This is a genomic window from Reyranella massiliensis 521 (assembly GCF_000312425.1).
GTDB classification, from domain to species: domain Bacteria; phylum Pseudomonadota; class Alphaproteobacteria; order Reyranellales; family Reyranellaceae; genus Reyranella; species Reyranella massiliensis.
Map to the genome: position 1 here is coordinate 3,538,839 of NZ_HE997181.1, position 23,805 is coordinate 3,562,643.

General features: G+C 54.6%; 19 protein-coding genes and 2 pseudogenes. 9 read left to right on the forward strand and 12 right to left on the reverse strand.

What is annotated here, in order from left to right; translation table 11 throughout:
- The first annotated feature begins 63 nt into the window (after positions 1-63).
- Positions 64-309: a hypothetical protein gene (locus BN60_RS17255; RefSeq protein WP_020697358.1), complete on the forward strand. Its 246-nt coding sequence runs from the start codon at positions 64-66 to the stop codon at positions 307-309.
- 21 nt (positions 310-330) lie between these two features.
- Entirely contained in the window at positions 331-1,005 is a 675-nt protein-coding gene (locus tag BN60_RS17260) for an FkbM family methyltransferase (protein WP_043284032.1), read from the forward strand.
- Between the two features lie 13 nt (positions 1,006-1,018).
- Here BN60_RS17260 and BN60_RS17265 read toward each other — a convergent pair whose 3' ends face one another.
- From BN60_RS17265 to tnpC, 4 genes and pseudogenes are all read right to left on the reverse strand, one after another.
- Positions 1,019-3,214, reverse strand: coding sequence for a hypothetical protein (locus BN60_RS17265; protein ID WP_148283445.1), 2,196 nt, complete (start codon positions 3,212-3,214; stop codon positions 1,019-1,021).
- Positions 3,215-3,442: 228 nt separating this feature from the next.
- The gene (locus BN60_RS29870; RefSeq protein WP_215905914.1) at positions 3,443-4,333 is read right to left on the reverse strand and encodes an FkbM family methyltransferase; all 891 of its coding nucleotides are present in this window, start codon (positions 4,331-4,333) and stop codon (positions 3,443-3,445) included.
- A 289-nt stretch (positions 4,334-4,622) separates the two neighbouring features.
- Positions 4,623-5,089 (reverse strand): annotated as a pseudogene (locus tag BN60_RS31485) (integrase core domain-containing protein); the annotation flags it as partial.
- A 24-nt stretch (positions 5,090-5,113) separates the two neighbouring features.
- A pseudogene (tnpC, locus tag BN60_RS31835) lies at positions 5,114-5,729 on the reverse strand (IS66 family transposase); the annotation flags it as partial.
- Between the two features lie 127 nt (positions 5,730-5,856).
- Here tnpC and BN60_RS17285 point away from each other — a divergent pair.
- Together BN60_RS17285 and BN60_RS17290 are read left to right on the forward strand one after the other, a co-directional pair.
- Positions 5,857-7,275, forward strand: a complete 1,419-nt coding sequence (locus tag BN60_RS17285; RefSeq protein ID WP_043284034.1) for an IS4 family transposase — start codon at positions 5,857-5,859, stop codon at positions 7,273-7,275.
- Positions 7,276-7,485 carry a transposase domain-containing protein gene (locus BN60_RS17290; RefSeq protein WP_020697364.1) on the forward strand — a complete coding sequence of 70 codons (210 nt, stop codon included), beginning with the start codon at positions 7,276-7,278 and terminating at the stop codon, positions 7,483-7,485.
- Positions 7,486-8,076: 591 nt separating this feature from the next.
- Here BN60_RS17290 and BN60_RS29880 read toward each other — a convergent pair.
- A complete protein-coding gene (locus tag BN60_RS29880; RefSeq protein ID WP_148283447.1) occupies positions 8,077-9,288 on the reverse strand; it encodes an FkbM family methyltransferase in 1,212 nt (403 codons plus the stop codon).
- 711 nt (positions 9,289-9,999) lie between these two features.
- Between BN60_RS29880 and BN60_RS30465 the strand changes: the two genes are divergently transcribed.
- Complete coding sequence (locus BN60_RS30465; protein WP_148283448.1) at positions 10,000-11,163, forward strand: tetratricopeptide repeat protein; 1,164 nt, start codon at positions 10,000-10,002, stop codon at positions 11,161-11,163.
- Positions 11,164-11,203: 40 nt separating this feature from the next.
- Here BN60_RS30465 and BN60_RS30470 read toward each other — a convergent pair whose 3' ends face one another.
- The 5 genes from BN60_RS30470 to BN60_RS17310 form a co-directional block, all read right to left on the reverse strand.
- Positions 11,204-12,481 (reverse strand): hypothetical protein, encoded by a 1,278-nt coding sequence (locus BN60_RS30470; protein ID WP_148283449.1) that lies wholly within the window; start codon positions 12,479-12,481, stop codon positions 11,204-11,206.
- Positions 12,482-12,975: 494 nt separating this feature from the next.
- A complete protein-coding gene (locus tag BN60_RS29055; RefSeq protein ID WP_083856160.1) occupies positions 12,976-15,828 on the reverse strand; it encodes a glycosyltransferase in 2,853 nt (950 codons plus the stop codon).
- Positions 15,829-15,838: 10 nt separating this feature from the next.
- Positions 15,839-16,051: a hypothetical protein gene (locus tag BN60_RS30475; protein ID WP_148283450.1), complete on the reverse strand. Its 213-nt coding sequence runs from the start codon at positions 16,049-16,051 to the stop codon at positions 15,839-15,841.
- 16 nt (positions 16,052-16,067) lie between these two features.
- Complete coding sequence (locus BN60_RS29885; protein WP_083856161.1) at positions 16,068-17,357, reverse strand: glycosyltransferase family 4 protein; 1,290 nt, start codon at positions 17,355-17,357, stop codon at positions 16,068-16,070.
- 383 nt (positions 17,358-17,740) lie between these two features.
- On the reverse strand, positions 17,741-18,940 hold the full coding sequence (locus tag BN60_RS17310) for a KpsE/RkpR family capsule polysaccharide export protein (protein ID WP_020697371.1): 1,200 nt from the start codon (positions 18,938-18,940) through the stop codon (positions 17,741-17,743).
- Between the two features lie 139 nt (positions 18,941-19,079).
- On the opposite strand from BN60_RS17310, the gene BN60_RS17315 reads away from it, so the two are divergent.
- Together BN60_RS17315 and BN60_RS17320 are read left to right on the forward strand one after the other, a co-directional pair.
- Positions 19,080-20,300, forward strand: coding sequence for a KpsE/RkpR family capsule polysaccharide export protein (locus tag BN60_RS17315; RefSeq protein WP_020697372.1), 1,221 nt, complete (start codon positions 19,080-19,082; stop codon positions 20,298-20,300).
- Positions 20,287-21,009 (forward strand): ABC transporter ATP-binding protein, encoded by a 723-nt coding sequence (locus tag BN60_RS17320; RefSeq protein WP_020697373.1) that lies wholly within the window; start codon positions 20,287-20,289, stop codon positions 21,007-21,009. Before BN60_RS17315 ends, BN60_RS17320 begins: the two co-directional genes overlap by 14 nt.
- Positions 21,010-21,029: 20 nt before the next feature.
- On the opposite strand, the gene BN60_RS17325 is transcribed toward BN60_RS17320, so the two are convergent.
- On the reverse strand, positions 21,030-21,935 hold the full coding sequence (locus tag BN60_RS17325; protein WP_148283451.1) for a hypothetical protein: 906 nt from the start codon (positions 21,933-21,935) through the stop codon (positions 21,030-21,032).
- Between the two features lie 112 nt (positions 21,936-22,047).
- Between BN60_RS17325 and BN60_RS17330 the strand changes: the two genes are divergently transcribed.
- Entirely contained in the window at positions 22,048-23,010 is a 963-nt protein-coding gene (locus BN60_RS17330) for a hypothetical protein (protein ID WP_148283452.1), read from the forward strand.
- A 16-nt stretch (positions 23,011-23,026) separates the two neighbouring features.
- Complete coding sequence (locus BN60_RS17335; RefSeq protein WP_020697376.1) at positions 23,027-23,314, forward strand: hypothetical protein; 288 nt, start codon at positions 23,027-23,029, stop codon at positions 23,312-23,314.
- Between the two features lie 35 nt (positions 23,315-23,349).
- On the opposite strand, the gene BN60_RS17340 is transcribed toward BN60_RS17335, so the two are convergent.
- Positions 23,350-23,805, reverse strand: a complete 456-nt coding sequence (locus BN60_RS17340; protein ID WP_020697377.1) for a hypothetical protein — start codon at positions 23,803-23,805, stop codon at positions 23,350-23,352.

Here is a 23,805-nt window from a genome sequence, read left to right on the forward strand (position 1 = left end):
ACTTGATTGGGCTTGTACGGGCGTTCGCACGCTGTGCTACAGTCTCTACAATGGGAGATTGTAATGCCGCTGAAGACGCTCAGAGACCTAGTTGGCGGATCAGAAAATGAAGGTTCGCCGGAGCGAGTTGCCACTCTGGACTTGCTAGCTCAGATCAACGCCCGCCTTGAGAATATTGAGAACAAGCTTTCTCGCATTGAAGTCCTGAGTCACGGCGAGCAACATATGTTGGCAACGGCCGCGTCCTCACGCGCGTATCTTTTCCCGACTTTCATTTGGGCTTCCTGGTGGACGGCGGCGACCGGCTGATCATTCCGGCGTTGATCACAAATGGCTTGTACGAAGCCGAAGCCACCCATTACTTTCTACGCACCATTCAACCGACCGATCATTGTCTCGATGTCGGTGCCAATTGGGTACTTCACCTGCCTGCTCGGCCGCTTGGCTTGGAAAGGCCGTACGATTGGTGTCGAGGCAGACCCTCTCACTTATGAGTTTGTCCGAGACAACATCAATTACCTGGAATCCTACACCACGGCCATACAGGGCGCTGCTTCTGACACTGACGGCAAGCTTACGTTGCATCGAAGCCTGACCCGAGCCGGAAATACAAGCATCATTCGCGAGTCCGACGAGAGGTTGAAGGGCATCGGCGAAGAGCCGTCTGTACCGGTGACAGTGGACTCGTTCCGAGTTGATCGCTTTCTCGACGCGATGGATGGCCGTGTCGATCACATCAAGCTCGATGTCGAAGGCGCCGAACCGCTGGCATTTGCCGGCATGCAGAAGATTATCGCTGCCAATCCGCAAGTTAAAATGGTGATGGAGTGGTCTCCCGGTCAGATCCACGCTGCCAGTTTCGATGGCAGCAAGTTCGTAGACGACATGCAAGCTACTGGGATGTCGCTTTCCATTCTCGAGCAGCACGGACAGCGACCGATAAGTTGGAATGATCTCCGGGCTGGCCGCTTTCTGACCAGCATACAGCTGGCGAGATTCGCCTAAGCGGAGCAGAGCTCTATGAGCCGATCAAGCCATGAGACGCCAGATCGTCGATTAGCGCTTTCAGCCGCTCAGCAAGCTGAGAGGTGGTGACCGTCGTAGTGTCAAAGGTGGTTTTGGTAGCCGTACCGGTAGGAGAGGCCCAGCCAGTCTTGCGAGCATCGACGACCCTGACGCCAGCAACGCGGAACTCACTGCCTGCATCGAAGTACGCGCCGGACTTCACTCCTCCGCCGTACTTATCCAGATTGAGAACGAACTTCACGTTTCCGTTGCTGGCTTTTGTAGCCTCTAGCACCAATTCGCCAGCCGCATCCGAGTAAACCGAAAGCATGGAGTCATTGGCCATACGAAGCCGATGCGTGAGCGCTATATTGCGGCCGACGTCGAGAAAGCTGGGAAAGACACCGTTCGTTTCGTTCGCTGCATGATCGGATCTGGGCAAGTTCCCTTCGATCCTGTAGTTAACACCAGTCGCAAGATTGACGACAGACGTGGTCACATTTCCGCGAAACGTATTTCCCTCGACAAGAAACGAATCCGAGGGTCCGGCTTCGATCCCGATGCCATTGCGCTGGTGGCTGCTGCTGCTCGAGCTGTCGTTTCCAAGAAAGCAGTTAAGAACGGCCCAGTTCGAAACTCCCGCTTGGACGCGTACGCCGTCATGCCTTCCGGAGTTGCCTCGGGAATTGTTATTGATGGAACCGCCGAGAACAAAAAAGTTTCCGGTTTCCGCTTGAACGCCATTCAGACCATTTTCTCGTATTCGGCACGAGCCGAAGATCAAATTGCTGGTATTCACCCCCTTGATCAACACGCCATGGCCGCTGTTGAAGCCAGACCATAGGTTTTCGAACAAGAACGCCCCAAGCATTCCAGCGCTCCCGTCCAAAGTGATGCCATTGCCTAGGCCACTATCCGCAATGCAAAGGTAGCCGGAGACGTAAGCAACCTGGTCCCCAACCGGCGGATCGATGACTATTGGCCGATCGCCACCTTGAATATCGAGAGTATCGAAAAACTCGCCACCCGACGCTCGCACGCGAAGCCCTATCGTGCCAGCCGTTGCGCCGGTGTATCCGAAGTTGCTGATTTTTGCGAAGTCGAAGGCGTTACTTCCGCCATAGTTGGTGGTCGGACTTTTATCGATTTCAATTCCTGTATTTGCGTAAAACAGGATCTCAAGTCTCCCGTGGCGACCGTTCCAGCAACCAAGAAGGGACACCCCTTTTGCGAAGTTCTGAACGGCCACATTTTCCAAGGTAAAGTTATCGCCCATACCGTCGGCCTTGATGCCAATACCCAAGGAGCCGGGTCCAAAATAGTTCGTGGTTTGACGTCCCGGTCCGGCTTCAATGGAGAGACCGGAGACACGACCACCCGAAGCATAGTCGTCTCGGGAGAACTCGACGCCGTTTGCAGTTGGGTTCATCTGCAAAAGGATGGTCGAGGCCATGCCAGTACCGATGATCTCGACTTCGGCATTCTTGGGCACAACGATCGCGGCCGAAAGGGCATAGCAACGAGAGTCCAGGGCAACCACGCCCCCCATCGGCAGTGTGGCCACATACGTGCAAGCGGCTTGGATGGCCTGAGAGTCATCCGTCCCATAGGCGACATAAGCCAGAGATCCCGACAAGGTGGTGCTTGCTGCATGCTGCAGCTCGACACTCGTGGTGCTAATGATCGAAGCGATCTTGCTAGAAAGCAAACCGCCTGCTGGGCCGGCCCCGGAAACAACAATGAGCTTACCGACGTCTGCAGAAGTGAACTGGGCAGCAGGTATGGTGAGCGTCTTGTTGCCTGATGTGATCTTGACTGAACTGGAAGTCGCGTTCTTGCAGTCACCGCGCGCGCCCCAGAACTCAGCCAAGTACTCGCGCTTGGTTTCGCGAGCCCACCGACGCCCAAGCTCGTCGACGATCGTCAGGGCGCCATCATCTGGAGTCGTGCTATCGCCTTGGCGTACTGAGAACGGTCCACCGCCGCGGTCGCCGAAGACGGATCGAGCGACGACCCGTCCATCGACTGCGTTGCCTCGATAGGCGCGAAGCACCGCAACGCTAGCAAATGCGTGTCGTGTTTGTTGTTCCAATGCTGTCACGAATGTCCTGATGTCCGCATTGGAAGGTTGATGCGGGCCGCTACTGGGTGCTCCCACTATTGACCAGTCACGCCAAGCTAGGTTGCCGAGTTCTCCCATATCAATCATATGGCAATCCCTTGTTGATGCAGTCTGAAATGACAGAATTGAGTTGTTTGTGACCTACTCGCCGAGAATATGTTGCAACAATTGCGACGCGAGGTATCGGCTTACGCAGGTTGGCGAAATATTGCGACGATGCGAGTCCGCCGTGAGCCGAGTAGGTCAGCCGCACCTCAGATTTCAGAACAGTTGAGCCTGAAGGCCGCAAACTGCGGCATGCTAATCACTCACGCGCTAAAGGCGAAACTCTCTGATCCTCTTCAGACTATCCTCACTCAGGAAAATCAAGTTGGCGACCGTACGCACATACAATTCATAACCTCGGCTGCAAAGCAAGGGCACCAGCCGTGGCGTAGCATCTATGTTGTCCCCGCTTATCGCTTCAACGCATATTATTGCCGGCTTACTTCGGCTTAAATCGGTTGCTGCGAGGATATCATAGTCCCACCCTTCAGCATCCACACTCAGAAGATCTGGAAACCGCCCCGCCCAGTAGCGATCAACGATCATATTTAGAGTTTCGACACGAATCTTGAGCGTGTCGGAAATTCGATGGGCCGGGTTTGCGTTCAACGCTGAGTTTACATTTGAGAGGTCGAAGGAACTACGACCCGACGTTTCATCAATTCGATGAAAATCCATATGCCCCGGGACAGCGCCCACACCTATATTTAGATTAACATCCTCGGAGCGGTTGGCTTCGAAAGCAGGAAACAAATCCGGATTCGGCTCAACATTGATGCCACGACTACCGCGCGAATATAGCAACGCCGTATTAGAAAGATTTACTGGATGATAGGCGCCAACATCCAAATACGAGGGGGCCTTCGTACCTATCATGGCAAACAGATTTGATAGAATAAGATCCTCTCCAAACTGTGAGAATGTCAGATGCCCGAACGCCTGATGTTGATGGCCAGGAAAGGCCAGAATGAAATCCGTTGTGTCGATCCCTCTATCAGGACGTAGAATCATATTTGCTTTCAGCTCGATGTTGATCAATCGCCGCTCACTACGGTCGACACTATTCTCAATTTTATCGAGACATCTTTCTAGTCGACCAAGGTGGTCCCGCAAATCTTGTGCGTATTCTTGAAGCGACTTTCGTCTTCGATCTTCGTTCAAGGTAAACTCCATTTTCGTGGCAAACAAAAGTTGCAGTCCGTCAAGGCAATTTCTAAAGCCGCTCCCAGCTAGCGCCAACCTCCAACCCCAAAATTCAATCCATCAAGAAAACAAGCCGCATTTCCTCCAGATATCTGGCGAGCAACTGGAGCATTCTTTTACTTGGCAAGCGACAATCAATAAGGCCTCGGCGTAGTCTTTGGGGCGAAGGCGCAAAGCAGCCAGCGCGAGGTATACTGGCATGATTGAAGCAGTCATTGTGACAGACAGTGAGAGTGCGGCGCAGTTGGATGTGGAGTCTCAACAGGTTGTCCCTGGTCAGGCCGAGTCTATTGATCGGCGGCATTCGTCGAATACTGGCATGAGGTCGATCTAGTTGTAGCGGTGCATGAAGAAGGGCAGCTCGAGGGCGCACTGTCTGGAGTTCAGACAGGCGCGGGCACAGGCCCATTCTCGTATCGAGGTCTGGATGAAGCGCTTGGCTTTGCCGTTGGTGCGCGGAACGTAGGGTCTTATCCGAATGCACTTGAGCTTGAGGCGACGGCAAGGCTTGGCGAAGACCTTGGATCTGTAGCATGGGCCATTGTCGGTCATGACACGCAGGACGATAGTGCCGAGGCTCTTGTAGTAGGCGATGGAAGCCTTGAGGAAGGCTACGGCACAAGACCCGCGCTAGGTCTTCATGATCTTGCTGAAGGCCAGGCGCGAGGCGTCGTCGATGCAGACATGAGGGAACTCCCAACCGACGCCGTGACTGTTGCTCGAGGGTAAGCGTCGTTCTCAGGCCACGGCCTTGAGCGCTGGGGCGGCGGCGTATGCCCAAGCGAGCAAGTCGTCGAGACGGTTGTGGGGATGGCCATCGACGATGCGGGTTAGGGTGTCGGCCAGGTAGCGGTAGGGCTCGACGTCGGTCAGTTTGTAAGTCGCGATCAGCGAGGCGATGACTGCCCAATGCTCGGCACCGCCGCCGGAGCCGGCGAACAGGGCGTTCTTGCGGGTCAAGGCGAGCGGCCGGATGGCGCGTTCGACCACGTTGTTGTCGATCTCGACGCGGCCGTCGTCGAGGAAACAGCGTGTAGCGGATCGCCTCGGCAAGCTTGGTCTTCTGGCTGATGGGCTGGAGCTTGGCGCGCAGCCACGGCTCGAGAGCTTCGACCAGAGGCCGGGTTCGCTCCTGGCGCACGATACGGCGCTCCTCGGCAGAACGACCGCGGATCTCGCCCTCGATGCGGTAGAGTTCGGCGATGCGCATCAGCGCCTCGCTGGCGATCGGAGCCGGGCCGGGCGTGGCGAGCTCGTAGAACTTGCGGCGCACGTGGCTCCAGCAGAAGGCGAGCTGCACGTTGCTCTGCCTGGCCAGCACCTTGTAGCCGCCATAGCCGTCGACCTGCAGGAGTAAGCGTCCGGCGTGACTTTCAATTACCCACATATTGTCGAGCGTTCTGAGAATCGCACGAGCTATTGCATGAAAGGAATCAGTCGTGATTCCTTGTCTGGCACCGAATCGCAAAGGACCGGTGCCGATGGATGGAGCAGTTGAGTCGTGGGTTGATGGCGAGCTTGCCGGCTGTAGTCTTCCCGATGATCGTTTGAACAAACGGCTGCGCAAACTGCTGGCGCAGATCGGGAGCGCCATGGGCCAAAGCATTCCGCTGGTCTGCCAGGATTGGGCAAATGCCAAGGCGGCCTATCGCTTTTTCGCCAACGATCGGGTTAGCGAAGCAGACATCCTGGCCGGTCACTTCCAGGCGACGCGCGACCGGGTGGTAGCGACTGATGGACCGACCCTGGTGCTGCACGACACCACCGAGTTCAGCTATCAAAGAGAGAAGCCCGAAGCGATCGGCATAACCAAAAGCATCAACAGCGGACGGGACAAGGTGGGCCGCCTGAGGGCGCACACGGTTTGCGGCATCCTGATGCATTCCAGCCTGGCGGTGACGACCGAGGGGCTGCCGCTGGGTCTATCCGCCGTCAAGTTCTGGACCCGCAAGAAGTTCAAAGGCACCAACGCGCTCAAGAAAAAGATCAACCCGACACGTGTTCCCATCGAGGAGAAGGAGAGCATTCGCTGGCTGGACAATCTGGGCCAGTCGACGGAGCTGCTGGGCGGCCCAGGCCGATGCGTTCATATCGGCGATCGCGAAAGCGACATCTACGAGCTCTTCTGCAGGGCGCAGCAGATCGAAACGCACTTTGTGGTTCGGACCTGCGTCGACCGCTTGGCTGGCGAGGGCGATCACACGATCGCCGACGAAATGGAGGAAGTAGCTGTCAAAGGCCTGCATCGCATCGAAGTCAAAGACGACGACGGCGAACCGGACGAAGCTGTTCTCGAAATCAGATACCGACGGATCCGAGTTCAGCCGCCGATCGGAAAGCAGAAGCGCTATCCGGCACTGACGCTCACCGTGATCCATGCCGAGGAGCGCGGGACGCCGAAGAACAGGAAGAAGATCGATTGGAAGCTGATCACCGATCTGCCTGTACAGTCTCGCAAGGACGCCATTGAGAAGCTCGAATGGTACTCTCTGAGATGGAAGATCGAGGTCTTCCACAAGGTCCTCAAATCGGGCTGCAGGGCCGAGGAGGCAAAGCTCAGGACCGCCCAACGTCTGACCAATCTGATCGCCGTCTATTGCATCGTGAGTTGGCGCGTCTTCTGGATGACGATGCTCAACCGCTCAAGTCCTGATGCGCCGCCGGCTCTTGCACTGACTGGTGATGAGATCGCCTTGCTCGATCGCCTCGTCATGGACCGCGACCAACGTTCACTCCGCCGAAGAACGCTCTCCCACTATCTCATCAAGATCGCTCGGCTCGGCGGTTATCTCGCCCGCGCCAACGATCCTCCGCCCGGCAACATGGTCATGTGGCGCGGACTGTCCCGGCTGACCGACATCGCGCTGGGCGCAATGGTCGGAGCGGAAAAATGTGGGTAATTGAAAGCTCCGCCGGACGCTTACGAGCAATGTGGCCCCAAAACATCGCTTACCTCGCTGATCGCGACTTACAAACTGACCGACGTCGAGCCCTACCGCTACCTGGCCGACACCCTAACCCGCATCGTCGATGGCCATCCCCACAACCGTCTCGACGACTTGCTCGCTTGGGCATACGCCGCCGCCCCAGCGCTCAAGGCCGTGGCCTGAGAACGACGCTTACGACGGAAACTCACGTCGGGACGGCGCTGTCACTCGTCAAGCAGGAATTCGCAAGGATCTGAGTATCTCTTGGCTCTCGGTCCGCTTCTTGTTGCAATGGCGCGTTGCGCCCAGTGGGCCGCCCTATACACTCGTTCACAGCTTCCGCGAGGGGTATGTTCTTTGCTTCCATGCTGTGATGGCGGCGCTTCGGTCCCGCCTCTTCCCGCCCGCAGGTGTGACACCTGTTTCTTTTAGTCAGCTGATGCCGACACTACTACTGCCACACATTCGTTCGAGGCTGCCTAAGTCAAATGCTTGGGTATTGCCGCCAGAGACCAACACTACGTCAATCGATGGATAGTCATTAGATGCGCCTCCGTAGTTTGCCACGCGACTATGCGATGAACTTCAACGAAGTTGTCGATCTCTTGGTAAATCTGTTCGTTATCTCAAGGCCCGCAAGAGCATAACTGATTCATCCATGATGGCACTACGTACGACCAACATTTCTGCCACTAGTTTGTATAGCCTGGGCGCACGTGACTCTGAACATAGTCGGCTGAAATACTGAGCAACATCCGACGACATCCAGATTCCTCAGGATGCTACACGAGTATTGACAGCATAAAAGAAGCCATTGCCCACTGGCGGAGTAAGGTCAACGACCAAAAACCCATGCTTTAGCAGTGGGCCAATAAGATCATCTTGCGTTTTGTTTGGAAAGACACGATGCCATTCTACCATGACTGCGGATAATTGGCGCAACAACCCATCAGCTTCTAAGCGGTCGAAGATTGGAAACTCTGCCCCTTCACAGTCTATCTTGGCAACGATTTGCAATCCTTTAGCTTTGGCATTCTCAATGATGGGCCTTAGCGTCCGAGCTGCATCCTTCACTATAATCTGTTTAGGAACACCAGCATCAGCGCTCCGAATAGACATGAGACCGGAGTCGCTTTCGTCAGGCACTAAGATTGTCAGCTGAGCGTCTTCGCCGGCAAGCCCGAAGTTGTTTGGGAATATTTTCCTCGCGAGCTCTTCATTAAGACCAAGGTTATCTACTGCGCGACTGAACGTGCTCTGGAAAGGTTCAAATGAATGAACCTCGACAACCCAAGGTTTTGTTGCGAATCCTAGAGAAACTAGACCGATATTCATACCGATATCGATCACGCAAGCTTTTTCTCCCAGTTCGACATTATAAACCTTACTGAAGAATATCTCCCTAACGAATCGAATATCATCGTAAGTTCGAGCAAAGAAAGAGACACCGTTTGCTTTAAGCACAACGTCATTGTTGACGATGCGAACATCTACCCCCTCCTCATAGAGGCTTCTGAGTGTCTTTACATTTTGCTCAAAAAATATCGGCACATTCCGGTTAGCATTCGGAAAGAAGAGAGACTCTAAATCTGAAGCTCCCTGTTCCGGCAGGGGGATTGGACGGCAATACGCACCAATGAGCAAAGGCACGAGCCCGGTGGTAAATACTCGATACTCAAGAGTAGTAGGCTTATCAATTTTGAACGTTACGTAGAATGCAGTGAACGATTCTCCAATTTTACTAATATCGGCGGTCTGGCTCGCGAGAATCGTCGTACCAGATTCAGTCGCAATATCCATCACCGCACAAGCCCCACTCAGCCCTTCAGACACCTGAGCAGACGCAAGTTCAAATTGGACAGCATAAGCTCCCGGAGCAACCACTTCATATGGTCCGTAGATGGCATGGCCAGCAGCCCCTTCTAGTGTTTGAATGCAGGTGCGGCCGTCAATTTCGACCTGGGAGCCAACTTTCAGATTAAGCACTAGCCATCCCGCCTTTTTCTGTCCGATCACCAATATCGGAACAACTATATAACACGGACGCTATTCGTCCACTTCACTCCTCAACTAGGCCTGTTCTGAGGCGTCGCCCCAAAAATCTGATCACACCCTATTGCGTCGGCGAGGATCACGCGAACATAACTATTCTTCGGGAGCCATTCCGACGTTCGCTCCACCTCGTGCAAATTTGAAAGTTTCCCACTGCCTGATGCAGAGAGGCCGCCAATAACCGCAATTATAATGATGGTATTTGCAGATTTATTCCCAAGCATCGATCCGCGCAACAGCACTCAACCTCAAGAACCCTTGCGAAAAAATTGAGGCTTCTCTCACTGCGTCCTTCCATGCCTGTCTACGATGAGGGCGTCTTCATGGTAAGCAACCATTGCCTCAAATACTCGTGCTACGGATCAGCAACAGAACTGTATAGATGGACATCTTCATATTCGGAATGCCCCGAACCGGCACCAATTACTTGAGTGCATTAATTGCCAACTGCACTTCTGCTCACATCGATAGAAGCATTCACAAACACACCACCGCTGCAAGCGCCGACATGCAACACCTTCGGCCACTTGGGCTGTGCGAAACGATCCCATATGCCTCGTCGCGCGACACCCTCTGCTTTGGCTAGAGAGTATTCTGAACCACACCGCGCATGAACTAACAAGCTTCTACAATGTTGATTTGAGAGTGGAGCAACACAATGCACTGCAGCTTGTCGAGCTATATGTCAATTTCTACTTGGAGTGGGACCAAACACTCACCTTCCATCCGAAGCATAGGCTTTTCCAGTTCGAGTCACTACTTGAGACTGGTGGAGCTACCTTAACGTCATGGATAGACACCATCGGAGTACCACTGCCGGATCCCATTTATGCCCCGGAGAAGCTACCAAACTCTGTCATCTTTTCAGCTAAAGATCGCCTGAAGAACATTCAGTATCAAACGACGCTTCCCGCGTCGCTGTGCGACGAAGTTATGGCGTCTATTCCCAGTGACTTCCAACAACTGACTGGATACTCGTTTGAGCAAGTCAAATTCTGTGCTCCATCCAACAATACGGCGCGAGTTTTTCTCTATGCATTCCAGGGCGATGTTTATGCAGCAAAGCGAGCGGCACCTGAAATAATTGATAGGATCCTCGAGGAATATCCCTCTTCACCAACAGCACATCTTGCTGCTCACATCGCTAAGCAGCAGCGGCCTGACTATGAAAATCAGCATCTTGCTCTGATTCCTAAGTTAACAGCAAAGCAGGCCTCAGCATTCGATGGGCGGGAGTTGGGCGCTATCATATTGAGCTTAATCTATGTCGGCGAGAATGATGCCGCAGCTAACTTGCTCGAAATATCTCAAACTAGCGGTGGAGTTTTACCGCTCGACACGCAACTCCTTATACGATCACGTCTGGCGGCTACTGTCGGTGATATAAAGCGACAAGAGGAAATCTTGCGGGGCGGATTACTTATCTTACCTAGTAATAAAGTATTTGCTGCAGAACTCGCCACGCTACTATGCGCTACAGGTCGTCTTCAGAATGCCATTGAAATTACAAGCACCGCTCTGGAGCAGCATGGAGATGATGCCTGGCTATTAGGTACCCACGCCGGGATAATATTTAATATCGGCCAATGGCCCGAAGCAGAACTCTTCTATAGGAAAACGCTTGATTGTTTGCACACTAGCACCGCGCGACAAAGTGCAGATTATGGGGGTGTAGTAATTTGTCTTGCACGCACCTTGCTGAAGTTGGGGGATCGCCCACAGGCTTTCTCTCTTTTGGATAGCATAGGCGACAACTATCCCCACCAAGATTGGTACGAACAGCAAATAGAACAAATTCGCCTGAGTTAGAATCGGCTCATGAGTAATTTCACGCAAAGAGATCTAGCTGTTACTCCTCCCGATGGAAGCCATGAAAGAGCCCCTTAAGTGCGGGATGAACGGGGTCCTTGCTGACTTGGCTCTGTTCATCTCGGGGATCAATCAAAGGTCGATCCAAGCCCGGGAAAAACAGAAGCTGCTCCGGCTGATCACTATAAAGATCAACCACCCATTCGCGCTCACCGCAGCGCAGCAGCGCCAAACCACTCCAATCGTGTCTATGTAATCCAATGGCAATACGCGGCTTGAACTCAATTGAAGCCGTGCCCTCCCAAATTTTTGCAGTATCGGTATTTCTCTCCAAGCTTCCAGAGAACGTCATGCTGTCCAGTACGCCTTTCACAACTGGGTAAGAATTCCAAACATGCTTAATAATCACTTCGCTGTTGTTGGACTTCGAATTCTTGAGGCCTGTTGCGATTACTTCACATCGAAGGGGATTCTTTTCGGCGGCAGCCGGCGTCTCGCCCAGTTGGATATCATCAAAGTCTCGGGGCAACAAAACCGCACGAATTCCCGGTACTGTCGATCGCAAATCAAAAACTGCTGATTGCCCTCCAAAAGATATGCTGACAGACCCAGCCTCTGGCGATTTCTCAAACACTAGCAAAGCGATATCGGCTCGCCCGAGATCGACAGCATCCGTCGTCACTGTCGGGACCACTAAATCCCGACCTTCCACATGGGGAGTGTGCCGGTGATTGCGACGAAGATACCAATGCGCAAGTCGCACTTCACCTCTGTCCTCGCCCTCCCGTCGTAAAACAACATGCCTACTAGATAGTGACTCCATGCCGACATTCCGAATACTTGGCTTCTCGAACATCCGAGACAATTGAATAGAGGGAACAGGTATCTCGTAGCCGCCGATCCTCAGGCTCCCTCTCAATTCGCCCATCAAACGATTGTTAACAGAAGGATGGATCTTATAATACGACAGCCTTTCACCACTTTCGCGCAGCTGGAAATAGGCGGCGCTCTGGACATCTCCTATTTCAATAATCTCATGATCCTGGGTTGCATCTTCTAAATGGATGATCGCAGCGCCCTGGGCACCCATTGGTACTTGAAACCAGATTTCCGAAGTTTCAGCTGCAGCATATCGCGGCACAGCGCACACTGGTGCAATGGAGACTGGAACGTAACGCCAAAGCTTTTGCCTTCCAGTTGGTGGACTGAATACGATGTGAGGCTCGAAGTTCGACGGTAGCTCGACTACGTCGATACGAACTCTCTTTAAGCCAAGTCTTGAGCCATTGGCATCCGACCACGCACGAACCTCAACCACTGCAAGCTCTGCTAGCTCAAACGCAAGATGGAATACTACTGTCCGCGCAGCCCCTGGAAGCAGTGATGCCACAGCCTCAGCTATCAGAGTCGCCTGCGTCTCCGTAGTCCAACGCACAGCATCAAACACCAACCTGGGAGAGTAAGTGTCGTCGTCGACGTGGAATTCGTAAGTGACGGCATACTTTCCCGGTGGAAGTGTATTTCTCGCACCGTTCGATATGTATCCTTTGTCATGCAAATCGCTGTTTGATGCGAATTGTAGGATTGACCTATGCGTCACAGCCAAAGAGCCTATCTGCACAGCCGTACGTTCCAATAAGGACTTACGAGGCTGACGTAGCTTCAAAGACCGAGCAATCTTTCCCAAAGTCGTCAACATAGAAACCCTTAGTTATCTAAAGCGGCTTGCGTTCAATTTGGAAACGCATTGTTACGGGTATCTCCGCCTTTGGCATCGTACCCTCCACTAATTCCAATCGAAAGCACGACGCTCTAGCGTCTGGCGCACTCAACAAGGTAAACGTCTTCACATCCTGTAGGCGTCCGGTGCTGCAAAGCTGTGGGCTTTTGTCCGATAGCTTCGCTGCTTGCACTCTCGGTTACCGCGGTCAAGTCAGCGAGAATCGAAACCCCCGCCTGCTGTAATTCAGCTCCAATCTTCGCCACCAGAGCCTTCGATTGACTACCTGCCGAGAGCGTCAGCAAGAGGTGTCCTCCGACCTTTGTAATTCTTGCGATCTCAAGTACCTTGGGCAAGAAATCGGATCCAGCAGGCTGGAGTGGGTCTAACAAACAGACGTAGTCGAAGTGCGCATCCGCAAAACCGAGACGATCCATAGTTCGATAGCTTGAATGGGGATTGTCTGTTTTTACCGAATAGTGATTGTCCAAGTGGACGTACGCAAAATCCGCGCCCCCCAAACTCACAATCGGAAGAGGCAACTGACCAATCACTAAAACCCTAAGCTTATCTGTATGCAGCTTGTGATGACGATCTATTGTCGACTGCAATGCATACATCGACAAAGCATAAGCCCAGACCTGCCAATTGATCGCAACTTCGTCTATCTGCGATAGTATAGGAAAAAGTGGAGATCTCACCCAAAAATCCTGTAGCTCGCAACGCTTGGCTACAGGCAAAGAGATACGGTCAGTCCGCGATCTCTTCGGTCGCGCCATAATATCTTCGTAGAACTCCAAGGTCTTGTCGGCCATGAGCCCCGACGTGAAATGGCTTTCGTATCGCGCACGACCAGCGCGACCAAACTGCTCCCTCAGCTCCAGGGAATCCAGCAACTTCGCCAAAGCGTCTGTGAAAGCAGCCTCATCACCAGGTGGCACAAGAAGTCCATTACGACCGTGGTCAACAACTTCGGGGATACCCCCGGCATCGGTCCCGATCACCGGCTTTCCGTGCATCATAGCTTCCAAATAGATAAGCCCAAATGATTCAAAGCGGGACGGCGCTACAAAAACATCGCAGGCGCGAATGAAGTCATCCAAATGCTCCTGCTGAACTTCCCCCCAGAACCGAATTCTTTCCAGCCATTCAACGCGCCCGACCTCCTCGCTTAGCTTCTGACGAAACGACGAACGCCCATGTTGGACTTCCGGGTCGCGCCCAACTATGTCAACGACAAGATCATCATATCGCGGCATCAACGTCATGATTGAGCTCAGGAGTATGTCGATGCCTTTCCGATACTCCAGCCGCCCCACGAATAGGACGCGACGTCCAAACGTTCTCTCCAGACGACCGTCGGCTCGGTCAGCCAAACCTCTCAATACGACGCGCGTACGCCCCTTATCGATTTCTACATTATACTCAGTTTCAATTTGTCGAATAATGCCATTGCTATTGGCATAGAACGCATCGGCCGCCATCAAGATCCGCCGTTCCCATCGACAAATCGGAACGATAGTCTGTTCCATTGTGTTAGAATTGGACAGCCAAGCAGGGTGCATAGAGGCGGCCACAAGCATAGGAGTGTTTAGGGAAACAACCACACGAGTCGACCCGTCCATCAGCGCTGCTAGTGACTCGCAGTCCCAGTCAGGAGCATGAACAATGTCGACGGGCTCAAACTCCTGAATTCGTTTCACCTCCTTCATGAAGGTTTGGCTTGAGTCCCAGATGTGCTGAGGTACGCCACTAGGGCAACCGTCTTGATGCTCAACCTTAAGTCGATGCACCCAGACATCGCCTTCCAAGTCTACAGTACTGTGGTCCTTACTTCTGGTGAGGACATGGATCTTGCAGCCGCGCGCTGTCAATTCCTGTGCAATTTCGTAGACAAAGCGCGCAATCCCATCCACCGGCCCCGGCGGATACTGTGTTGAGAAGAAGCAAATTGTTAGGTGCTGCTCTTTCCAGAACGTTGGAGCAAACTTCCTATAAAGGCCCTCCGTCGCCAAATCGCGGCTAAGCAGCCCGAGCTTTGGAGCAAGCTGCGCCCGAGCAATTCCGTCCCGCGTTGCACGAACTACATCCAGTTCGAATGTCTCAAGAGCTTCAGCAGGTAATAGGCCGTGCTCAGTACACCAACGAACATCGCCCCTATTGTGCTCAACGAATCGTTGAATGGCTGCCATTGCCTCGATACTTCCGGTCGCAGGCGCGCCATGGCGAAACGCAAAGTACGCTTGGTTTTTCAGGATTTCGTAGCGGTTCCGCACAACTCGACGATGGTCTCGCAGAGAACTAGGTGCGAATTTGTGATAGACAAATGCACCTTCCGCGAACTTGATGGCATAGCCTCGATCAACAATACGTAGGCACAAGTCGGTTTCATCAAGATAGTAGGCATACTCTTCATCGAAGCCACCAACTTCCAAAAGAGCTTGCCGTCGGAATGTAGAATTGGTGCCCAGTAAGGCTACGTACTTCGTACTACCTGGAAAATTGTAAAGGAGTGTTGGATCAACTTCTAAATTTGACTCAGCGCCACCGAATCGATCAGCGAGAATATACTTGGTCTGAAACTGGTAGCCTGTATGGTCGTAGACCATGCCGCCAACCGCTCCAATGTCGTCTCGATCATAAGCGCCGACAATTCTTTGCAGCCACTGCGGATCTGGCACAGCGTCATCATCAATGAATGCAACGACATCTCCGCTCGCAGCAGCTATTCCAATGTTTCGTGAAACGGATAGGTTTGGCTGCTCGCAGTTGTAAAGGCGAACGTCGTTTCTCCATTGCGTCAGCAACTCATCGGTACCATCTACTGATGGACCGTTAACAACGACGACTTCGAAGTTACGATATCGTTGATGCCGGAGGGAACGCAGCGTTTTGTCCAACATATCGCGGCGATTGAGTGTGTTGATGACTACACTGACCTTCACTACTCGCCCCCTACTTGTTCTTCGCCTGATCGTTCGCAATCACGCTAGTTCGCTTCAACAATCGAAAATCTGCGTTCATACGTGACAGTGCGTCCAATAGCTGAACCCAAATTTCTGCATCTTGTTTTAGTGTGTCGGACAGCATGGCTACTTCGCGTTCTTTTTCGGCAAGTCGATTTCGAAGCTGAGCAACCTCGGCTTTTAGGGAAGCGACATCATCCATTTTTGCAATCCATGTCTTACAGCTGGTCGCGGAGTTCCATACGGTTAGCTGCGTCAATCGCGTTGCGAATCGCGTTTACGAGAAAATCTCGTTTAGCGCTGCCATCAACAACCCGATCATCCGTAGCATCAATCACTGCTGGCTGTTTTACAGGGTGAGCCTTATGCGAATTAATGGCGTTGTCAAAAAACAGAAGAAATTGAGCGGCAACAGAGCGCTTCGAGTATTTCTGAGCAAAGTCGATCGCCTTTCGCTCAAATGTCATAACGTCAATGGGACCAGAATCAGTCTCATACAGCCTTTGCCCCCAAGGCTTAGAGAACTGTTTAACGAACCTGACGATAGATTCCCCTAAACGGCCAGCATCTCCGGTTGGAACGAGGTCACTCAACCCACCGGCGATATAGCGCAAATTACCTGCGTCATAAGATATTACATAGCAGCCACGGCTCAGAGCTTCAGCAATAGGCAAACAAAATCCTTCATGATAGGATGGCAATATCAAACAGTGAGCTTCATTAAATCGACAAAGAAGGTCCCTTTCGCTAAGCTCGCCCTCGACTGATACTAGCGCGTCCAAATCGTTGCGCCTGATGAAGCTTAGAACTTCATTGGCATACTCTCGATCAGAATAGCGCTGGGTACCTACGAGCTTCAAAGCAAAGTTCGCATTGCCAGAATCTCTTGCGTAAGCGACTGCCTGCAAAAGATCCATAATACCCTTCTGCTTGACGAAGCGGCCCACATACAAGAGGTGTGCTGGCCCCGTTTGTGGCCTACAATTTGAAGAGCCTTCGCCGATGATGATTGGTGGATAAAGTATGCCTATCTGATCAATGGGATAGCCCAAATCAGTGAGGTCGTTCCTGGTAAATTCGCTGTTGCACCATACAAAGTCAGAGCAGAATAAATTCGATCTTTGCCTCTCAGACATAACGGTTACGGAGTGTCGACTGGTATTAGGAAATAACGCCGAGGGAGTAATGTTGTGAAAGTATGTGACTTTCTTCTGCCAAGGCTTGGCCGCCAAAATCAAATCGAAGATTGTGTTGTGAATACCGAAGTCAAATAATAAAATATCAGACTCTTGGTAATGGTGGCTCCTGAGCACATCAGCAGGGCTATTTACCACCACAATACGCGGGTCATCGTAGTCGGTAGCTGTCACGAAAATGCGTATATCAACGGCATTTCTATATGCCAGTGATAGCGTCACAATTCGTTCCCAGAGATTGAGCGACACGCCATCGCGCCGATAGAGAATGCCGTTCAAGAAGGAAACCTTGAGAGGCTTGAGTACGCTCATGCTAGTTCCTTAGTCGCGCTCTATCGTTATCGGGGACGCACCAAACCTTTGCAGTGGCTTGGCTTACCACCGAAACGCAATCTATTGCACTAACTACTCTATCAAACTCCGCGCTGGTATGAATTTCTACTTGAAGGCCCAAGAAGCGCGACAACAAAAACTTGCGAATAACGATGAAGGCTACACCAAACACCTAAACTGTCATCAGAACAGCATGTCTGGATCATACGTAGATCAACCAGCACAAAAGTACGTTGAAATCGAAATGACATTTGCCACCTAGGAAACTCCCAAAGCTAGCCCAAGGCTACTGACGACAGAACGACAACCCTCGCCAGCAACATAGAGGCCCACATAGGGACACTCGCTGGGCGATCGGCGGATCACCTAATTTGAGAGCCGTGCTCACGAACTCCAACGAAGATCAGCCAGGCGATCAACATCAAAAGAAGATTCGCGACAAATACCGTTAGCACGCTACGCAACCGCTTCGGTTGGGTAGAATAGTCAGCCAGATTGGGTTCAACAACTCTCTCCAGATACAGCAGCTGTTTCGCGGCTTCCGCCTTCGCCCGCACGAGATCTGCCTCATTGGTGCTCAACATCTTGTTGGCAAATTCGCGCTCAAGTACGAAGTGCTCGTAGGCGGCGATCCGCTCGGCTAAGCCGTCTGAACTGCGCGCGACACGCGTTCGCTCCGACGTGATCTGCTCGTCAAGAGCGATTGCCTTGCGCTCGAGAATCGGAACCTGCGGCCCGGTTGACGAGTTCATCTTTGCTTCGGCGATCTGCGCACGCGTCGTGGCGAGCTCCGCCGAGAGCTTGGCAATGAGCTCAGCCAGCGCCACAGCGTTGCGCGCCGGATCAATAAGAAGCTCCTTGTTTCTGAACGCTGTCAAAGCGGCCTGAGCGGCGATAACCCGGCTCTGGGCTTCGATCACCTCGGCTTCGGCTCGCCCCACAGCATCGCGCAGAAGCCGCTCATTGAGGCGATTGACTAATCCTTCGCCTAGCTGCAGGAGTGTATCGGCGATCTCCTTGGCATTTTCCGCCGAGAAAGCCCGCGCCTTCAAGGTCGATATCCCTGTCTTGTCAGTATGAACCACGGACACCATGGTCTGGAAATATTTGTAAAATCGCTCTTCGCGCGGACCATAGAGAAACGACGGATAGCCGGCGATAATGTCGAGCGCGTCCGTCTTGAACATTCCCCGCAAAGGCAGATGTTGCTGCAACTCGCGCACTGCATCGCGCGACGTCATGAAATCTTGCACGATATAGGAGTCGTCCTGCGACCGCTGCAAGCCGAGCTGGACCAGGAACGACAAGCCCCCCAAGCTGTCCGGGCGCTGAGCCGAACGGACCACGAACTTGGCTTCCGATTCATACTGATCCGAAGCCAAGAAGAAGAAGTAAATTGCCGAAAGTAGCGTCGGCAAGAACAGAATCAGCCACGCCCGGCGACGCACCCAGAGGGGAAGTTCGACCTGAGAGAGCCGGCGCCAGACCTTGGCCACGGTCTGGCCAGCAGTCTCAATAACGTGACGAGCGCCGGTAGGAAAAGTTAGAAATCTGGACAGCATGCCAGAGTACTATAATCGCGCCTTTTCAGCCGCGATACGGGGACCTCCTGTGGCAGGGTGCTCGCGCCCGCCCCCCTAACTTCGGCCATCGACTTCTGAAGCATCATGAGTAATATCGTTGCCTAGAATTAGGTCCCCGATGCCCGACGCTACGGAATTTGCCACCTACGCTCGCCTGCTGCGGTTAACGCCGGTTTCGGACGTCCAGCTGGCGCCAGCTGTCGTTTCTATCGAAACGCCAACCACCGCGGCGCACCACAAGCGTCGCCTCAAGCTTAGAGGCATCGTTTCCTTCCTCCTGTTGGTCGTACTGCCAACCTGTTTGGCCGTGACCTATTTCGCCTTTTTCTCCGCCGATCGCTACGAGTCGGAAGCTCGCTTCATCCTCCGTTCACCCGGCCGTACCATCTCTGCCCAACTGCCGAACATCCTCCAGGCCGCCGGCATCGCTCGCGCCAGCGACGACGGCTACATCGTGCGCGAATTTCTCGAGTCGCGCGATGCCATGGAAGTGCTGGAGAAGCACGCTGACTTGAAGGCCGCCTATGCCGCCGGTGGCTACGACGTCATCTGGACGTTCCCCAACTTCTTTACGTCCAAAACGGAAGAGGGCCTGTACTGGCACTATCAACGGATGATGTCAGCCGACTTTGACAGTACGACTGGCGTAAGCACCCTGAAGGTGCAAGCCTTCGCACCAGAGCCCGCACAACGGCTGGCGGCAGCGCTTCTGCAATCCGCCGAGAGCCTGGTCAATCGCCTCAACGAGCGGGCTCGCCAGGACGCGATCAAGGTAGCCGATGTCGAAGTGGAGCGCATGAAGGCGCGGGCGCTAGCGGCACAGACGGCGCTGACAGCATTTCGTGAACGAGAGCGGCTGGTCGATCCCAGCCAAATCACGCTCGCCGTTCTGGAGACCATCGCCCGGCTCTCGGTGGAGGCAGCCACCCTTAGCGTGCAAATCGGGGAGCTTGAGAGGACGTCGCGCAACAGCCCGCAGATCACGCCATTGCGCAGCCGCAGAAGCGCGATTGAGGCGCAGATCGCCACCGAACGTCACCGTTTGGCCGGCGACGCGCAGGCCATTGCGCCGCGGATCGCCGAGTACGAGCGGCTGATGTTGGAGCGCGAGTTCGCGGCCAAGGCGCTGATCACCGCGATGACCGCATTGGAAACAGCAAAAGTCGAGGCGCAGCGCCAGCAGGTCTATCTGGAGAAGGTCGCTACCCCAGTTCGGCCAGACTATCCCGCTTACCCCTGGCGCGTCGTCTGGTGCTTAGTCACACTGTTCGCCGGCTACATGACGTGGCGGATTTGGCGCATCCTGGTTAAGGATGCCTCAGAACATGCAAAACCTTGACGCCACAAAGCTGGACGGATTCACGCACAGCGGCCTAGCCGAAACGCCAATTGCCGAACGGTGCGTCGAAGCCTTCAACATCGTGAAGGTCTTCGAGGGCGACCATGGGACGGTACGGGCTCTGAACGGCGTTTCGTTTCGCGTCGGCGCAGGTGAACGGATCGGCATCCTAGGTGGCAACGGCTCAGGCAAGTCGACGCTGATCCGCGTACTAGCCGGTGTGCTGCAGCCGACCTCGGGTGAGGTCCGGCGCGGCCTCAGCCTTTCTTGGCCCTTGGCACTGGGCGGCGGATTCGAGGGCCAACTCACCGGCTACGACAATGTGCGGTTCCTGAGCCAACTCTATGGTCTGCCGTTCCGCGAAACGTTCGACTATGTCGCTGAATTCTCGGAACTGGGTCGGCACATGTACATGCCGGTGCGGTACTACTCCGATGGCATGCGTATGCGATTGGCGTTCGCGCTATCGCTGTCGATGAATTTCGAATGTTACCTGATCGACGAGGTCATCCTGGTCGGTGACCGGCGCTTCCAACTGAAGTGTCATGACGAGCTATTCGGTAAGCGCAGCTCCTGCGGCATGATTATGGCCGTGCATGATGCCGGCGTGATCAAGGAATTTTGCCAGAGTGCCCTGATCCTCAAGGGCGGACGCGGGCGCGTGCTGAGCGACCTTTCGTTGGCTGAGCGCATCTACGGGACCCTTTAGACACGAGCCGGGCCTGGCGCTCACGCTGTGATCGGCAGCGGCTGCTCCAATCTGATCTCGATCAGCGACGCGAGGCCTTCCAAGGCCGAATCTTGGCTGACGAGGCGAAATTCTACAGGATGGAAGGGGTTAGTAACCTCGAAAGCAAGCTCCAGGGTAAAAATACCGCCTTGCTTGACCTCGAAAAAGCCGCGGGTGATGCCGGCGTCGGTATCCGCTTCTAGGATGAACGGCATGCTGCCGATATCTGCACTGAAACCGAGATAGGCTGTCGCCCGCCAGCGACCGCTGGGCAGTGGCATGTATGGTCCGTAGGCTAGGATGCGCCCTCGTCCAGCAAGCTCGACAGTCGCTGGCAAACCTTCCCCCGGCGCATCGCCATACAGGAAGCAGTCGCGCGGCCAAGCCACCACGATTGAGGCCGGATGCTCTGCCGCGGCGAGTAGCGGCGCAAGGTAAGTCCGCAGGAGCGATGGTGATGGCGCCGGCGATGCTGAGGCCGCAGCACTCCTGTCTCCTGCGACCGCTAAGATCGGCAAAGGCTCAGCGAGCGGCAGGACGTCAGAAGGATTCACTCCCACTAACTCAGCAATCAGCCGCGGCCATTCCGCTTCTTCCGTCGGACGCAAGGGCAACGTCTGAAGAATGCGGCGCGCCAGTTCAATGGCCAGGATGGCCTTCTGTGCCTCATGGCGCACAGTGTCGGTGGAAACATCGGCTGGTGCATCGCCGTTCGAAAAAGGTGCCTGCTGTGCCAAGATGAGAATGTCTGTCGGCGCGACGTCCAGCGCCGCGAGGACATCATGCGGCACTAACCCGTCCACGATGACGATCTCCGGCTTCGCAGCCGAGACGTCGGACACCTTGCCGAGAAAGGCGCGGGCCCACGTCCCCGCGGGACCACTGCCCAATAGGAAGATCTTCATGCCGTGCAACCAGCGACGGATGGCACGCACACGGTACACGCACTCAAATACGCCCCCACCTCATTCATCCTTGGCTCGCGGGCTCTTCGATGGCATCAAGTCTACTATCGGCTTGGACGGTATTGCGACAAAGCCTTTTTGCGCCTTGCCTGGTTTCGGCCACAGTCGACGCGGGATCTGCCGTCCCGTATGGAGTCATCGAACCAACATCCATCGAGCGTCTGCGTCGTTGTCCAAGCCGTCCGTCCCCCCTCTTACCTCCATGGAAATCTTCAGAAGCGCGGAGCTGCTGGTAAAGGGCCTACGGCGGCACGCTAGCGCCTGCCGCATCGTGACTTTCGAGTCCTACACCGACAACCGCACGCTCGATCGCCCCGGTTTCGGCGAAGTCTTCTTCGACGCGAGCGGCATCGACGCGATTCATATCGTCCCGCGCAACAACGATTGGTACCAGTATCCGGAGATCGACGAGGCCTGCCGCCGGGTTCGCGCGTTGACAGCCCCCTATCCCCATGTCGTCGCCTACGGCCAGAGCATGGGCGGCTATGGCACGATCCGGCTGGGCGGCCGCGTCGGCGCCCAGGTGGCACTGGCCATCTCGCCGCAGTTCTCCATCGATCCAGGCGTTGCTTCCTTCGAACCGCGCTGGGCCGGTGATTCGGCTCGCATCGATTTTGCTATCGAGCGGAGGGCCACGCACCCCTTCGTCGCCAAGGCCTATATCGTCTACGATCCGCACGACCTCGATGCGCGGCATGTCGAACTCTATCGGCCGCATACCGAGATCGTCGATATTGGGCTGCCCAATTGCGGCCATCCTGCCTCGGGCTTCGTGGTCGATACTGGGATATTGCAGGAGGCTATCCTCGATCTGTGTCGCGGCACGTTCAATATCTCGGCGTTGCACGCCAAAGCGCGCCCAGCCCATCATACTTCGCCGATCCTGTACGCCAACCTTGCCGCGCGCCATCGTCACTTGCCACGCCGGATAAGGCTGTCGGCCAAGGCAAGCGCCTTATCACCAAGTGACCCGTCCCTGCTAGGACAGTACGCCTTCACCCTGGCAACACAATGAGCAGTTCGACGAGGCTTTGGCGGTCTTCGAGGCGGCGCGTGCCGACGGCTCGATCAATGCCCAGATGCGCTATTGGGAAAGCGAGGTCCATTTGCTGCATGGCGATCTCGCCAAAGCTATTGCGATCGCCGAGGAGGCGTTCGCCCTGGAACCAGAAGCCTCCGTCTTCGTCGATCGTGTCCAGAAGTTGAAAGTCCTTGAGCAGCCTGCAAAGCCGCCGTTGCTTCCCGCCGAGCCGTCAATTGGGGCGCGGCTACACACCCTGCTGCAAAAGCCACTCAGGTTCGGCGCCAAGAAGGCGTAGCCTCTGTCGCCTTTGCGTGGACCAGGGAGCCTCGCCTATTTCGGCTCGCCGAGTCGAAACACCGCCAGTTGCTTCACAGCCATCACGAAGCCCGTTCCAGCATAGAGGCGCAGCTCGAAGCGGTCGATCGACTGCTGCAGAGCATGGGAAATCCGGATCAGGCCGCGCTGCAGCTCCCATTCGAAGCAGCGGCGCAGATAGAAATCGCGATGGCCGCCCGCCCGCGCTAGGTCGACGGTTACCATGCCCCGACCACGAGCTTCGAGATCGAAGGAAAGTTCGAAGCGGAAGAGTCCTGGCGGCAGCGAGATATGTGGCCCATAGAGGATCCGGCGGCCCTCGTCAGGCACTTTAGAGATACGCAGCAGATCCTTGTCGCGTGTACCATATTCCGACTGCAGCCGCGGATCCGAGCCGGGTATGACCAGCGGCGTGAAGGCACTCCCTTGCGGACTTTCGAGGCCGTCGCGCGTCAAGCCGGCGCCTTCCAT

Bases quoted from the DNA above. Each gene is read 5' to 3' on its own strand.
- BN60_RS17255 (WP_020697358.1), top strand. From the start codon at position 64: ATGCCGCTGAAGACGCTCAGAGACCTAGTTGGCGGATCAGAAAATGAA.
- BN60_RS17260 (WP_043284032.1), top strand. From the start codon at position 331: ATGGCTTGTACGAAGCCGAAGCCACCCATTACTTTCTACGCACCATTC.
- BN60_RS17265 (WP_148283445.1), bottom strand. From the start codon at position 3,214: ATGATTGATATGGGAGAACTCGGCAACCTAGCTTGGCGTGACTGGTCA.
- BN60_RS17285 (WP_043284034.1), top strand. From the start codon at position 5,857: ATGGATGGAGCAGTTGAGTCGTGGGTTGATGGCGAGCTTGCCGGCTGT.
- BN60_RS30475 (WP_148283450.1), bottom strand. From the start codon at position 16,051: ATGGATGATGTCGCTTCCCTAAAAGCCGAGGTTGCTCAGCTTCGAAAT.
- BN60_RS29885 (WP_083856161.1), bottom strand. From the start codon at position 17,357: ATGAGCGTACTCAAGCCTCTCAAGGTTTCCTTCTTGAACGGCATTCTC.
- BN60_RS17310 (WP_020697371.1), bottom strand. From the start codon at position 18,940: ATGCTGTCCAGATTTCTAACTTTTCCTACCGGCGCTCGTCACGTTATT.
- BN60_RS17315 (WP_020697372.1), top strand. From the start codon at position 19,080: ATGCCCGACGCTACGGAATTTGCCACCTACGCTCGCCTGCTGCGGTTA.
- BN60_RS17320 (WP_020697373.1), top strand. From the start codon at position 20,287: ATGCAAAACCTTGACGCCACAAAGCTGGACGGATTCACGCACAGCGGC.
- BN60_RS17325 (WP_148283451.1), bottom strand. From the start codon at position 21,935: ATGAAGATCTTCCTATTGGGCAGTGGTCCCGCGGGGACGTGGGCCCGC.
- BN60_RS17340 (WP_020697377.1), bottom strand. From the start codon at position 23,805: ATGGAAGGCGCCGGCTTGACGCGCGACGGCCTCGAAAGTCCGCAAGGG.